General features: G+C 68.2%; 15 protein-coding genes and 1 pseudogene. 6 read left to right on the top strand and 10 right to left on the bottom strand.

Features of this window, described 5'->3' with window-relative positions; all coding sequences use genetic code 11:
• Positions 1-86: 86 nt before the first annotated feature.
• Complete coding sequence (locus tag ACGFW5_RS10395; protein WP_362716013.1) at positions 87-569, top strand: NUDIX hydrolase; 483 nt, start codon at positions 87-89, stop codon at positions 567-569.
• Between the two features lie 407 nt (positions 570-976).
• Positions 977-1,831 (top strand): GNAT family N-acetyltransferase, encoded by an 855-nt coding sequence (locus ACGFW5_RS10390; RefSeq protein ID WP_393833774.1) that lies wholly within the window; start codon positions 977-979, stop codon positions 1,829-1,831.
• An 80-nt stretch (positions 1,832-1,911) separates the two neighbouring features.
• Here the strand turns inward: ACGFW5_RS10390 and ACGFW5_RS10385 are convergent, their stop codons facing one another.
• Together ACGFW5_RS10385 and ACGFW5_RS10380 are read right to left on the bottom strand one after the other, a co-directional pair.
• Positions 1,912-2,343: a heme-binding protein gene (locus ACGFW5_RS10385; protein ID WP_393833773.1), complete on the bottom strand. Its 432-nt coding sequence runs from the start codon at positions 2,341-2,343 to the stop codon at positions 1,912-1,914.
• 35 nt (positions 2,344-2,378) lie between these two features.
• Positions 2,379-3,593 (bottom strand): MFS transporter, encoded by a 1,215-nt coding sequence (locus tag ACGFW5_RS10380; protein ID WP_393833772.1) that lies wholly within the window; start codon positions 3,591-3,593, stop codon positions 2,379-2,381.
• A 137-nt stretch (positions 3,594-3,730) separates the two neighbouring features.
• On the opposite strand from ACGFW5_RS10380, the gene ACGFW5_RS10375 reads away from it, so the two are divergent.
• Positions 3,731-4,189, top strand: coding sequence for a MarR family winged helix-turn-helix transcriptional regulator (locus tag ACGFW5_RS10375; protein ID WP_393833771.1), 459 nt, complete (start codon positions 3,731-3,733; stop codon positions 4,187-4,189).
• 24 nt (positions 4,190-4,213) lie between these two features.
• Positions 4,214-4,666 carry a GNAT family N-acetyltransferase gene (locus ACGFW5_RS10370; protein WP_393833770.1) on the top strand — a complete coding sequence of 151 codons (453 nt, stop codon included), beginning with the start codon at positions 4,214-4,216 and terminating at the stop codon, positions 4,664-4,666.
• A gap of 63 nt (positions 4,667-4,729) precedes the next feature.
• On the opposite strand, the gene ACGFW5_RS10365 is transcribed toward ACGFW5_RS10370, so the two are convergent.
• Complete coding sequence (locus tag ACGFW5_RS10365; protein WP_393833769.1) at positions 4,730-6,133, bottom strand: serine hydrolase domain-containing protein; 1,404 nt, start codon at positions 6,131-6,133, stop codon at positions 4,730-4,732.
• Positions 6,134-6,286: 153 nt separating this feature from the next.
• Positions 6,287-7,318, bottom strand: a complete 1,032-nt coding sequence (locus ACGFW5_RS10360) for a hypothetical protein (protein WP_393833768.1) — start codon at positions 7,316-7,318, stop codon at positions 6,287-6,289.
• Positions 7,319-7,551: 233 nt separating this feature from the next.
• Between ACGFW5_RS10360 and ACGFW5_RS10355 the strand changes: the two genes are divergently transcribed.
• Complete coding sequence (locus ACGFW5_RS10355) at positions 7,552-8,115, top strand: dihydrofolate reductase family protein (RefSeq protein ID WP_393833767.1); 564 nt, start codon at positions 7,552-7,554, stop codon at positions 8,113-8,115.
• 307 nt (positions 8,116-8,422) lie between these two features.
• Here ACGFW5_RS10355 and ACGFW5_RS10350 read toward each other — a convergent pair whose 3' ends face one another.
• Positions 8,423-9,001, bottom strand: a complete 579-nt coding sequence (locus ACGFW5_RS10350; protein WP_393833766.1) for a winged helix-turn-helix domain-containing protein — start codon at positions 8,999-9,001, stop codon at positions 8,423-8,425.
• A gap of 109 nt (positions 9,002-9,110) precedes the next feature.
• Here ACGFW5_RS10350 and def point away from each other — a divergent pair.
• Positions 9,111-9,772, top strand: a pseudogene (gene def / locus ACGFW5_RS10345) (peptide deformylase).
• Here def and ACGFW5_RS10340 read toward each other — a convergent pair.
• The 5 genes from ACGFW5_RS10340 to ACGFW5_RS10320 all read right to left on the bottom strand — a co-directional run bounded on the left by ACGFW5_RS10340 (position 9,747) and on the right by ACGFW5_RS10320 (position 13,413).
• Positions 9,747-10,121: a LysR family transcriptional regulator gene (locus tag ACGFW5_RS10340; RefSeq protein ID WP_393833961.1), complete on the bottom strand. Its 375-nt coding sequence runs from the start codon at positions 10,119-10,121 to the stop codon at positions 9,747-9,749. The pseudogene def and the gene ACGFW5_RS10340 sit on opposite strands and share 26 nt — an antisense overlap.
• An 11-nt stretch (positions 10,122-10,132) precedes the next feature.
• Complete coding sequence (locus ACGFW5_RS10335; protein ID WP_393833765.1) at positions 10,133-10,627, bottom strand: hypothetical protein; 495 nt, start codon at positions 10,625-10,627, stop codon at positions 10,133-10,135.
• A 414-nt stretch (positions 10,628-11,041) separates the two neighbouring features.
• Positions 11,042-12,403: a TniQ family protein gene (locus tag ACGFW5_RS10330; protein ID WP_393833764.1), complete on the bottom strand. Its 1,362-nt coding sequence runs from the start codon at positions 12,401-12,403 to the stop codon at positions 11,042-11,044.
• Positions 12,400-12,648, bottom strand: coding sequence for a hypothetical protein (locus ACGFW5_RS10325; protein ID WP_393833763.1), 249 nt, complete (start codon positions 12,646-12,648; stop codon positions 12,400-12,402). Before ACGFW5_RS10325 ends, ACGFW5_RS10330 begins: the two co-directional genes overlap by 4 nt.
• 213 nt (positions 12,649-12,861) lie before the next feature.
• Positions 12,862-13,413, bottom strand: a complete 552-nt coding sequence (locus ACGFW5_RS10320; protein ID WP_393833762.1) for a TnsA-like heteromeric transposase endonuclease subunit — start codon at positions 13,411-13,413, stop codon at positions 12,862-12,864.
• Positions 13,414-13,484 lie beyond the last annotated feature (71 nt).

Here is a 13,484-nt window from a genome sequence, read left to right as displayed (position 1 = left end):
ACTGTGCGCCGCAGCCAACGGATGCGAGGAGCGTCAAGGGTGGCCCGAAGAGTTTCGCAGGGGTCCCTTCGGGCCACATTCCCCCCATGACCGTACGTCCAGTGGTCAAGCGCACCGCACGAGCCGTTCTGCTCGACGGCGACGACCTGATTCTGATCAAGCGCACCAAGCCAGGCATGGATCCGTACTGGCTCACCCCCGGCGGCGGGGTCGAGCCCGAAGACTCCACCGTCGTCGAAGCCCTCCACCGCGAGGTACACGAAGAACTCGGCGCGAAGATCACCGACGTGGTGCCGTGCTTCGTCGACACCGTCGAACACATCGGCGCCGACGGAGGCGCGACCGGAGTGAAGGTCCAGCACTTCTTCGTCTGCCGCCTCGACTCCATGGACCCCTCACTTCGGCACGGCCCGGAGATCGACGAGCCGTGCGGAGAGTACGAGATCGTTCGGATCCCGTTCACACGCGTCGGGATCGCTTCGGTGCACCTCGTCCCGCTGTCTCTCAGGCACTACTTGGACGGCAACATCGAGGGTGTGCGGGCCATGCACGCACCCGATCTGGGCTAGCTGCCGCTCGCAGGGTGCTCGCCGACGGGCCACGCCAGATGGCGGGCCCCGAATGCGGCGGGGGCCCGCGGTATACGCCGAGGCCAGTACGCGGGGTTACTCGCCTGACGGACGCCGACGGCTGCCACTGAGCGGCAGCCTGTTTCACGTGAAACATCCGCTCGACCCGCAGCCGGCCCGTGCCCCCCGCACACCGTTTCACGTGAAACATCTCCGCCGACCCCCTGCGAAGGGGTACCCGACCTCAGTCTGGTGGCCGCTCCGGGCCGTCTCCTCCAGTGCGTACTTCTTCATGACGGCGATCTCGGCACTCAAGCCGTGGAGGTTGTCGAAGTGTGGCCGGAAGCACCGTGCCGAGACCCGGAAACCGGTGGACGCCGCACTGGTGCGTCGGACAATCTGACCCCATGCCCTCACCGCTCACCGAGCTCCCCCTGCGCCGCCTCACCACCGCAGACCTCGTCGCCTGCGCCGACCTCTCCGAAGACCGGGGCTGGCCGCGTGAGGAGCACAAATGGGGGCTTCTGCTCGCGGCCGGCACCGGGTACGGGATCGACGCCCCGGACGGCAAGGGCCTGCTCACCGCGTGCGTCGTCACCTCATACGGCCCGGGTCTCGCAGCCATCGGCATGGTCCTGGTGGCCGACCGCTACGCCCGGCAGGGCGTAGGGCGCCGCCTGATGAAGGACGTACTGCGCGAGCTGGAAGGCACTCCGCTCACCCTGCACGCCACCGTGCACGGTCGCCCGTTGTACGAGGAGCTGGGCTTCCAGACGGTGGGCCGCGCCGAGATGGTCAGGGGTCACTTCCGGCCGTCCGGCCCGGCTCCGACCGTGGCGACCCGGCCCGCGACCGCCGACGACCTGCCGGCGATCCTCCGGCTCGACGCCGAGGTCTTCGGGCAGGACCGCACCCATGTGATCGCCCGGCTGCCGGCCTTCAGCGACCAGTTGCGGGTGGCGGAGGACTCCACCGGCCTGACCGGGTTCGCGGCCGCTTGGCCCAACATGAACACCCATGTGGTCGGCCCGTTGATCGCCCGCGACACGGAAACGGCCAAAGCTCTCGTGTCCTCGCTCGCGGCGGGCACGGACCGTCCGCTGCGCACCGACGTGGACGTGCGCCACCAGGACCTGCTCGACTGGCTGAAGACCTCCGGCGTGGAGTCGGTCGGCTTCAACGCGGTGATGACCCACGGCATCCCGGCTCTCCCGGGCGACTGGAACCGCCGGTTCGCCCCCCTGACCGTGGCCGCGGGCTAGTGCCGACGACGTCTGCATGACGGTGGTGTCAGTCCCCACGTGCCGTGTCCAACGGGCACGTGGGGGCCGCATCCGGGCGATCAACGCCGGGCAAGGGATTCCGCGGCCGCGTTCGCGAACCCGTGGTCCTGGTCAGGGGTTCCGCCGCCCACTCCGATGGCTCCGACCGGGCGTCCCCCGCGGTGGACAGGGACGCCTCCCGCGATGAAGAGAAGCGGGCGGTCGAGGGCCGTCGGCAGTGTGTGAAACAGGCCGCCGGGCCGGACCGCGTCCACGAGGTCGGCGGTCGGGGCGTTCAGCTGGAGCGCCGTATACGCCTTGCGGGTACTGGTCTCACCGGCGATGAGCACGGCTCGGTCGTCCCGCCGAAAGGCGAGCAGATGGCCGCCCGCGTCGAGGACGGTGACCGCGACGGTGACTCCCGCCGCCTCGGCGGCGGAGCGCGCCGCTTCGACGAGGTCTTCCGCATCCTTGGTGGTGAGCGGGGCTGTGGCAACGTTGGTGGCGCTCATGCGGGGTAACTCCTTGACGGGGCAGTGTGGTTGGTTCAGTGACGGGCGGTGGCCCGGGCCGGCTCGGGAGCGGGGACGGCGCCGGTGACGATGCGTCCTGCCGTGTTGGTACGCCGCTCGATCGCGCTGGAGACGACGGCGAGTAGGACAGCCCCCGTGGCGAGCGCGGCACCGACCCAGTTGGGGGCGGTGTAGCCGAGGCCGGCGGCGATGACGATGCCGCCCAGCCACGCGGAGAGAGCGTTGCCGAGGTTGAAGGCGCCGATGTTCACGGCGGACGCGAGGGTGGGAGCCCCGGCCGCATGGTCGAGCACACGCTTTTGCAGCGGGGGCACGGTGGCGAAGCCGAGCGCACCGATGAGAAACACCACGACGGCGGACGCGAGCTTGTCGTGGGCGGCCACCGTGAACAGCGCCAGGACGACGGCGAGCCCGGAAAGCGACACGTAGAGCATCGGCATCAGAGCGCGGTCCGCGAACCGGCCGCCCACCAGGTTCCCGACGACCATGCCGAGCCCGAAGAGGACGAGCAGCCAGGTGACAGAGGTGTCGGCGTAGCCGGCGACGCTCGTCATCATCGGGGTGATGTAGGTGATCGCGGCGAACACTCCGCCGAAGCCGAGCACCGTCATCGCCATGGCGAGCAGTACTTGGACGTTGCGGAACGCGGCCATCTCGTGCCGCAGCCGTACGCCTTCGGCCTTCGGCATGTCCGGGACGAGCCTGGCGACGCCCAGCAGGCCGAGCACACCGAGCGCGGCGACGACGAAGAACGTCGCACGCCAGCCGACCTGCTGTCCGATGAGCGTGCCGATCGGCACGCCCACGACGTTGGCGACGGTGAGACCGGTGAACATCATGGCGATCGCTCCCGCCTTTTTCTCCGGAGCGACCAGTTCGGCCGCGACGACCGAGCCGATCCCGAAGAACGCGCCGTGCGCGAGGGAGGCGACGACCCGGCCGGCCAGCATCAGGCCGAAGACGGGTGCGACCGCTGAGAGCACATTGCCGACGATGAAGAGGCCCATCAGCAGCATGAGCATGCGCTTGCGGGAGATCTTCGTGCCGACGATGGTCATCAGCGGCGCGCCCAGCATCACACCGACCGCGTAGCCGCTGACCAGGTAGCCGGCGGTGGGGATGGAGACATCGAAGGTTCCGGCAACCTCGGGGAGCAGCCCCATGATCACGAATTCCGTGGTGCCGATACCGAACGCCCCCATGGCGAGGGCTAGGAGCGCGAGTGGCATGGGATGACCTTCCGGGAGATTGCATGAGCCCTTTACAGGCGTCCACAATAGTTGCAGACGCTGGCTAATTGCAAGCGCGGGCTATTGCAGGCGTGGACTATCCTGAGGACAAGCCGCTCCGGACGGAGGACAGACGCATGACCGCGACGGACCCCGCACTCACCGCCCTCTCCCAAGGCTGGTGCGCGCTTTCGCTGCTGCACGGCAAGATCGACGCTCATATCGAGCGGGCACTGCAGTCCGCGCACGACCTCAGCGTGCGGGAGTATTCGTTGCTCGACGTCCTCAGCCGGCAGCACAGCGGTCCGGGCGGCCACCTCCAGATGAAACAGGTCGCCGACGCGGTGGTCCTCAGCCAGTCGGCCACTACCCGGCTTGTGACCCGACTGGAGGACCGCGGGCTGCTGACCCGCTACCTCTGCGACACCGATCGGCGCGGCATCTACACCGACGTCACCGAGTCCGGTCTCGCGCTGCTCGCCGAGGCACGGCCCACCAACGACAGGGCTCTTCGCGAGGCGCTGGACGAAGCGGCGAAGAATGCGGAGCTGACGCCTCTGGTCCGCGCGGTCGAGAAACTGCACGTCGCCGTCTGAGCCGAACGGCGTATCGTCCGGGCCATGACCGATCTTGAGATCAGGCCCGCGACGCTCAAGGACATCCCGGCGATCGTGGCGCTGTTGGCAGACGATCCCTTGGGTGCGCGCCGCGAATCACCGGATGACCTCGCGCCGTACCGCATCGCCTTCGAACGTCTCGCCGACGACCCGAACCAGCATGTGATGGTGGCGGACCGGGGCGGAAAAGTCGTCGGAACCCTTCAGCTCACCGTTGTCCCCGGGCTCCCCCGGCGTGGATCCACCCGCTCGATCATCGAGGGCGTACGCGTGCACGCGGCGGAACGAGGCAGTGGACTCGGCACCCAGCTCGTCGAATGGGCCGTCGATGAGGCGAGGCGCCAGGGGTGTCAGCTGGTCCAATTGACGTCGGATGCGACCCGCACCGACGCCCACCGCTTCTATGAGCGGCTGGGCTTCGAGCCCTCGCACGTGGGATTCAAGAAGTCCCTGTAGGCCCGTGTTTCACGTGAAACACGGGCCTCCAAGGCTCCCCCAAAAACCGTTTCACGTGAAACGTCAGATGCCCCGCCATCCCTGGGCGTCCACGCCGCCCGGCACCGCTGCCGCCTCGGGCCCGTAGGGCTCACGTGTGAACACGAACGATCCGAGGTCGAGATGGCTCACCGATCCGTCCGACCGCAGCGCGACACGGAGCGTTTCGCCCCGGTGGTAGCCGTCGAGACCGACCCAGGTGCCGTCGGCCGCAGCCTTGAACCGGGAAGGCCGACCGGTGCCACGCAGCGGTTCCAGGGCGACACCCAGATCGGCGGCAAGCCGCAGTCCGTAGGCATGGGTGCCCCAGTACCAGGGTCCGGTGAGCGCGAGTAGCCTCTCGTCCACCGCGGGGGGCGGGCACCAGGGCTCCGGGAAACGCGGTTCGGCCTCTGCCACGATCCGCACGAGCTCAGCCGCCAGCGTGCCGCACATCGGACCCGAGGTCGCGTTGGCGAGCGCGACGGCGGCCACCCCGTCGGCCACGCTCACCCAGAGACCCGCGACAAAGCCGGGCAACGAGCCGGTATGCCCGGCGAGTTCACGCCCATCGGTACGCGCGAGCTGGAGGCCCAGCCCGTAACCGCTCTCCCAGCCACCCGCCTCGGGCGCCACGGCCGGAGTACGCATCTCCGCCACCGACGCGGCACTCAGCACCCGCTCGTCTCCCTCGGCAAGGAAGACAGCGAAGCGGCAGAGGTCCGCCGCGGTCGACCACAGCTGTCCGGCGGGCGCCATCAGTCCCAGGTCCTCGGACGGCTCGGGCAGCAGCACGTCGGCCCAGGGGTGCACGGCCCATCCGCCCGCGTGGGGGTGGACGGGTTGCGTACTCGTGCGGTCGAGTCCGAGCGGTACCAGGATCTCGGTCCGTAGCGCTTCCTCCCAGGACACGCCGCGTACGGCCTCCACCAGGGAACCGAGCAGCGTGTAACCCGGGTTGGAATAGTGGTGCAGACGCCCCGCGGGATGCCGTTGCGGCTGATCCCCCAGCACATCCGCGAGCTCGGGCCGGAGGTCGCCCGACGTCCGCTCCCACCAGGGCGCCGGTGCCTCCGCAGCCAGACCCGCGGTATGGGACAGAAGTTGGGCGATGCTCACCCCGCCGGCCGCGGTGCCCGCAAGGTGCTTCTCCAACGGATCACCGAGATCGAGCAGCCCCTCGTCGCGCAGCCTCATGACCAGCACGGCGGTGAAGCACTTGGTGATGGATCCGATGCGGTACTGGACGTCGGCATCCGGCCCGTGTCCTTCGACACAGGTACGCGATCCGGACCAGACCATCCGCCCGTCCCGCGCCACGGCCGCGACAAGCGAAGGGGCGCGCCCCTCGGACTGGGCGACCGCGATGCGGTGCAGCAGAGCGCGCCGTGTAGTGGGCAGCAACTCGTCGAAGGGGGCGGGCGATACGGGAGATGGAGAAAAAGTCATGGAGCAAGGTCTAGCCGCGAGCTCCGCATCCAGTCGACCTCATTTCACCGGCGTCGCCAGTTACTGACTGCTCCGAAAGCCCTGCCACCGAGCCCCCGCACGAACCGGACTCGCGCAAAGGACTCCGACACCTCGCCTCATGCAGAAGTGGGCCTAGTCACCCAGGAGTTGGGTGGGCCCGTCGGACATCGCCGGGGTGAACGACGTGCGGGCGAACCAGGACCGCGTCTCGTCGGTGCTCAGGACGCGGACCAGCTCAGCGCTGCCCGGCAAATCCGGGAAGAACCGGTCAGCGTTCCAGCTGCGCCGGTATGTGGGCTCGTCGAGCACGAGCAGACGTCGTCCCTCGACCATGGGGATGTCGTCGGGCAAGCCCTCGTTCCAGATCCGCTCGCCGTCCGGGGCCAGGAGCTCGAAGGCCCCGGTCGCGACGGTCTGGGTGCGCTCCCGGGCGGGTTCGGAGTCGGTGGCCAATCGGACGCTCTCCGCCGAAGGAGCGGAGCCGGGTACTTGACCACCGCCGACGAGAACGTGGGCGAGCAGCGTGTGCAATTGGAAGTTGTCCCCGATGCCACCGATGCGCACCTCGAACCCGGTCCCGGTGGGCCTGTGCAGCACCACAAGAACCTCGTCGTCCAGGACCGCCAGTGCATGTGCCAGGCATGTCAGGTCGTGTTGTGCCAGGGCGGCGAGGTCGCGGCAGGCAGGGAGCAATGCGGACGCGTACTGACGACGCACCTCGGCGCTGCGACAGAGCACGGCCAGAGCGGGCGGCTGCCACTTCTCGACGGAGCACCAGGCCAGCGCCAGCCGCGCGGCCTCGTGGACGTCCCCGCCGAGACGGGTGAGCAGCGCGTCGTCAATGATCTTCTCGTCCGGCTCCGGCAGTTCCTTCTCGGCCGCGCCGTCGAAGGCCCAGCGGCGGGCGAACTCCAGGGCGTCGAGCAGGTCGGCGTGAACAGCGGCGAGGATCGGTCCGGCACAACTCACCGGATCGGCCCCGTGCTCGACGCAGAACCCGGCCGCCATCGCCAGCAGCGTCCGCGGTCCTGTGGGTGGAAAGGCCGGAAGCAGCGCCGCCAGCCGGGGCCCCGCCGGCCCGCGTTCAGCGTCCGGCGCCCACTGCACCGCTTCCATCAAGGCGGCGAAGGCACGCTCGGTGCGGTCGCCGTCGCGAGCGGCCACCGCCTCCTCCAACGCGGATACGGTGGCAGCAAGGTGCCCGGCCCCCCGCTTCCTTCTGAAGATCACCGGCTCACAGTAGGCCCGAGACCTGTGACACACCACACGCAGCATGGGCTGAGTCTGCGGCTGATCCACCGAGCACGAGGTCCATACGAGCTCACATCGCGCACCGATGAATGTCCCGCGCCGCGCCGGTCTGTACGCCTGAGACAGACTCAAGGGAGGCTGGCGTCATGCGGAAACTGATCTACGGCATGAACCTGACCCTGGACGGTTATATCGCCGCGCCCGGCGACGACATCGGCTGGAGCGTGCCGAGCGACGAGCTGTTCCAGTTCTGGTCCGACCAGTTGCAAGCGACCGACCTGTCGCTGTACGGGTGCAAGCTGTGGCAGACGATGAGCTCCTACTGGCCGACCGCCGACCAGCTGCCCGACGTCACCCTGGCGGAGATCGAGTTCGCGCGCCGCTGGCGGGACATGTCGAAGGTGGTGTTCTCCTCGACGATCGACGAGGTCGACTGGAACACCCGCCTGGTCACCGGAGACGCGGTCGCCGAGATCACCCGGCTCAAGGCCGAGGACGGCGGCGCGATGGACATCGGCGGTGCGACGCTCGCCGGGGCCGCCCTGCGGGCCGGGCTGATTGACGAGTACGTGCTGGCCACCGCACCGGTCCTGGTGGGCGGCGGCACGCCGTTCTTCACGGTGCTGGACAACTGGGTGAACCTGAACCTGGTGGAGACACGGACGCTCCCCTGCGGCGTGATCCTGACCAGGTACGAGACCAGGCGCTGAACACCCGTCCACGCCGCTCGGTGTCAGCCAAGCACTGACGTGCGGAGCGGGCCGGAGCCCCGCCGCCCCGAGGGGTGAGAACCCCGACCAGCTAGTCCCAGGAAGACGCCGTAGGGCCGGCCGATGTGCCATCGGAGATGAGCCGGTGCCGCGAAGTCCGAGGCCCTACAGCGTCTGTAGGTTCTCAGCCTCCATGTCATGTGGCAGTGCCGTGACCTGGACGTTTTCAGGCTGTCTCACGTCGTGTCATCTGCCTGCTGTCTCAGCCTCGTGTCATTTCCTCAAACGACGCAAGACGGTCGACGGCTCACAAGTCCTGGTCCGCGCCGTCTGCTGTGTGGGGAAGCAGGGGGAACAGTCGGGTGATGAGGGCCACCGGTCGAGCGCCATCGGGCCGGGCCAGGGGGCGTTGTTCACGGTCTTGATAGGGAGCAAGCGCCCGTCGGATCACGTTCGCGACCCGGCTCATCTCCTCGGGCGTCAGATAGGCGACGGCACTGAAGGCTTCATCGTGGCGCCATTCAAGCGGCGCTTCATCCCGTTGGGTCAGCCATTGCTGCCAGCTCTCGTCCTCCAGCCCGCGGGCCAAGTCGCCGAACCGCTCCTCCGCCATGGGACCGTCGGCAGCGGGGGTCCTCAGCCGCCATGGACGTGCGCGGCCGCCTTCGTGAGGAGCCTCTTCGATATATCCGTGGCGTGCGAGCTGCCGTAGGTGGAACGAGCAGAGGCCAGAGCTGTAGCCCAGCCGGGAGGCGGCTTCGGTGGCTGTGACGGTACCGACTTCGGCGAGCAGATCCAGCAGGGCTGTGCGGACTTCGTGCTCACGCAATTCTCCGCCGGCGCCGGCTGTCTGGTCGTCTGGGGTGTTGACATCATCTTCAGTCACTTTGCAAATTCTGCTACTTTGCAAAGACCTTGGCAAGCAGTAGCTCTGCTGAAGGCACCAGCTGCGGTGACCTCCGTGGCATCTGTGGCATGCGCAAAAGGAGACAGCCATGTCTGTTCGTGACGAGCGGCCCCGTTCCATCGACCGTCGAGTCCGCGTGCAAGGCCACCCGGTGGACAGCTATCCGGCTCTGCCACCGGAGGCGGGGCGGGGGTCGGTTCGCAGAGTCACGGTGGTCGGTGAGGAGGTACTGAGCCGTCCGTGCCGGGAGGTGACCAAGTTCGGGACTCCGGAGTTGTCGGCGTTAATCGACGACATGTTCCTGACCATGTATGTGGCTGACGGCGCCGGCCTTGCTGCCAACCAGGTTGGCGTTGACCTGCGACTGTTCGTGTATGACTGCCCGGACGACTATGGGATCCGGCATGTCGGTCACATCATCAACCCCGTCCTGGATCTGCCCGATCCCGGGAGTCGGCGGCTTGTTGACGAACTCGAGGGCTGCCTGTCCGTGCCCGGTGCCACCTTGGCGGTTTCCCGCACCGATCGTGCTGTCGCCCGTGGGGTCGACAAGGACGGCAACCCTCTCGTCATCGAGGGGCTGGGGTACTTCGCCCGGTGTCTGCAGCACGAGACCGATCACCTCATGGGCCACACGTATCTTGATCGACTCTCCAAGCGAGACCGCAAGGACGCGTTGCGGCAGATGGAAGACCCCGGGAGGAGGTCTTCGCCCAACGCGCGATCAAGGCCGCCCGCCTGGGCCGATAAGACGCTTGGCGGCAGCGGCTACCTTTCTGCCGAAGGGTGTGGGCCGCATCCTGCGGCCCCGCTCAGCGCGTTCGATCAGGGGTCGACCGAGGTCCTTTTCGAGCCGGTTGATCTGGGTTGTCAGTGTCGATTGGTGCATGCCGAGGGCTCGGGCGGCTTCGGTGACGGTGGAGTAGGGCAGGGCAGCAGCAAAGCGTTCGAGTCGCTGCCACGCATTTGGGCCGGTCAGGGCGTCACGCAGGATAGCGGGGGCGTCTGCGGCCTGATCGGCGGTGCGAAGGGCGGTGTGGTGGCTGGCTCCGCCGCGGGGGCGGAGGGGGATGTTGTGGGTGTGGGCCCAGCGGGCCATGTTCGCGGGACTCATGCCGGTTTCGCGGGCGAGGTCTGGCAGAGTCCGGCGGCGGTGGACGTATTGCTCGATGACCAGGCCCGTTCGACGGTGCCGCGGCGCTTGTAGTCCTTGGGGCCCTCGCGGAGCGGGATGCCGTACTCCTTGCCAAGGTCGGTCAGCACTCTGCGGGAGAAGCCGGTGAGGGTGGCGATCTGCTGGAGGGACCGGTGTTCGTCGAGGTAGAGCCGGGTGAAGCGCTCTGCCGGAATGGCTTGCCGGGCCTGCTGCCGGATGCGGCCAGTGGCTCTGGCGGCGTCCTGTGTCAGCGGGAGTGCGGGGGCTGGATGTTTGTCGAGCGCATGTCGGATGGCCTCGACGGTCGTGCCCAGGACCTGGGCGGCGTGCTGAACAGGGTGCTGGCGTTCGCGGACGAGCTGGTGCAGGCGGGGTAGGTCGACGTGTGCCGGGTCGGGGCCGGGAAGGGAGAGCCCTGCCAGCAGGGTGGCAGGCGGCTGCCAGGTCATGGGCTCGTCGTGGATGTGGTGTGAGGCCAGGAAGTTGAGGGCTTCCTGCTGGAGGGCGTGTGCGAGGTCGGGGGTCTGAAGCGCAGTGAACCGCAGGGACGTCGCCCGGAACTCTGCACTGTCGGGCCCGCCCAGGTCGTCGGGGGCAGACTCGGCGGGCAGGCCGCTGAGACGTTGGAAGAGCTGGCTGCGTGCGATGCTTCGCGCCGTCCGGTTCCCGGTGGTGTTCCGGTGTGGCGGCAGATCTCCAGCCAGCGGTCATGAGGAAGCAGGCCGGTGTAGTCGAGGAGTCGGCGTCGGCCGTAGTCGATGCGGGTGCTGTTGGCATCGAGGTAGTCCGCGAGCCGGTCCAGGGCAGTGGCGATGTCCGGCCATTGCGGAAGGTCGTCGACTTCCTGGAGGAGGCGTGACACCTCAGTGCCGTCGATGGCGTCGCCGATCAGCCCGGCTGCCTGGTCCAGGGATGTGCGGCTGTCGGGAATCAGCAGCAGGGCAGCGAGAACGGGGGCCAGAGCCCGCGCATGGAATTCCTTCAGGTGGTGCGAGGCGGATCGTCCAGGGCGGCCAGAACATCGTGGGGATCTTCCTGGCTCGCTGCTCGATGTCCCGAGTGGTCCGGGTCGGTCGGCGGGGGGTCTCGGTCATGATGCGGTAGCGGACGTATTCGCTGGGGCGGAGGGAAGGGGCGAGGGCTGCCAGGTGCACGGACTGCAGCACCGGGCTGACGCCCCTGCCCCAGCTGTCGATGCTGGTCGCCGAGATCTGTGCGAGTTCCTCGCGTACTGCTTCCAGCAGGCTCCGCAGGGCCCCGCCGGCCGGGTGGATTCCTGGTTGCTCCAGGATGCTCAGGCTCATGGTGACCGCGACGGCCGTGTCCGCGGCTCGGGGCGGGGCCATGAACCCCGGACGTTCCATGGCCTGTCCGGTGTGCGGGGAGACCGCATCGGTGTTGAGGTGCGCTTCTGCGATATCAGCCGGGATCTGTTCTCGTAGGACGGCCGCGGGCAGGTCGCTCAGGACGCGGATGCCCAGGGCCCGGATGTCCGCCAGCACCGCCGACGCCGGCTGGGGAGAGGTTCGGTAGGGGCCGAAGGCAGCCGTTGCCCCGTCAATGATCTCCATCACTCGGTCCTGCGCCATGAGAACCGGATGGCCAGTGGGCAGGAGAAGCGTCGAAGCGCGGGTCAGATCGGTGCCGCAGCCAGCCGAAAACGGGCGGGTAGGGCGGGTCGGTGGATTGCCGCAGAATTCGGATTGAGGGACCGACCGGCCGGAACGGGGCCGCTGCCGCGGCACCCTCCCGCAGTGCGGGCAGCAGTCCGCCAGCAGCCTGCGGTGCCGGGTGCAGGCGAAGGAGAACCCGAGCCTCCAGGACAATTGCCATCGCCCACCAGTGGCAAGAAGGCACTCCGGACAGAACCGGGACCCCCCTCCGCGGCCCCAGAGGACGTCCCGTGACACGGCCCGGCCTCCGGCACTCATATGGAGGGCCCGTCCGTCGTAGTGCGCCAGGGTCAGGGCAGCGACTGTCTCAGGGGACGTCCCGGTGGCGTGCGCGACGGCATTGGTCCGCTGTTCGTCGAGGACGATCGTCCAGTCTGCCGGGATGCCCTTGAACTGGTTTCCGGCCCGGTGCCGGATCGGGAAGCCGAAGTGCAGCAGGACATCACCGAGTGCGGTGTCCATCCGTCTGGCCGTCGCCTCCAGCCATGAGTCCAGGGCCTCGCCGGGCAGTGGAGGCAGCCGGATCGGCAGGGTGCGGATCGGAGATCTCATGCGGGTCGTCGGCTCCGGGGCCGCGGGCGGCTGGTCAGCCGTTTCTTCTCCAGTGCGGCCTGAAGTTCGAGGCGTGCAGCCTCGGATGCCTCGTCGTTCTTCACTCGGTCCATGAGCTCCTGGTCAAGACGTTCGGCGCCGGTGCGGACCGCCCGCTGGCAGCTGCGGTTGAGCAGCGTCATCAGCGAGCCGATGTGTCCGGTGCTGCGGGCGAAGAGGTAGTCCGACAGGTCGTCCGCGAGCATGCCCGGGGTGCTTGTCGGTGAGCACGACTCGCTGTTCGAGGGCCATCAGCATCTGCCGCCACTCCCGGCGCCCGGCCTCCGTATCGATGGTGAACGGTCGAAGCCCGAGGCGGGTGGTGCGGCGGCCGGTCTGGGCCAGAGCGGTGTCGCGCCCGTTCGTTCCTTCGCCGAACAGGCCCTTCTTCGCGAGCTCGACTCCCACCATCAGCAACGTCACCGGGAACTCGTTGGCGATCCACTTAAAAACAGCCAATCCCTTCGATAGCCCGCCAGGAACCGGATGTTCTCCAGCTCCGCGGCCGGGGGCTCGCTCCAGACTTCGTACTTCCATCCACGTGATTCGACCGCCCGCCGGGTCCAGTCAAAGGTGAACGCAACCTCCGGTTTGGACAACTTGTGCAGCGGCTTGACGTCGACGACCACCGGAACCTGCCCGGTGAGCAGGAGATAGTCAGGGATGTGCCGGCGGACCTTCGCCTCCAGCGCCGCCTTCAGCAGGAAGGGCTGGGCCACGATGCCGCGTACCGCGGGATCGAAGTCAGCGAAGAGCAGCCGGGTGAGCTCCAGGCGCGACTCGTAGATCACGTGATCGCGCATCGTCGCCGACCAGTACGTGCCCGAGTAGTGCTTCTGGCCGTTGTGCCAACGGAACGTCCGCCAGGGCATGGTCGAAGCCAAAGATCTGGCTGGCTCGGTAGCCCAGAACCGATCTTCGACGACCTGGCCGTTCCGACGACGCATGCTCACAGTCGCAGCGATGTCCACCGCACCCAGCCCACAACACGAGTGTCTCCCCGTGCAGCCAAGGTGCCAGTGCTCGCTCGCCACGTGGAAAG

The organism is Streptomyces sp. NPDC048416, from assembly GCF_043200435.1.
Lineage (GTDB): Bacteria > Actinomycetota > Actinomycetes > Streptomycetales > Streptomycetaceae > Streptomyces.
This window is presented reverse-complemented; position numbering and strand designations above follow the sequence as displayed.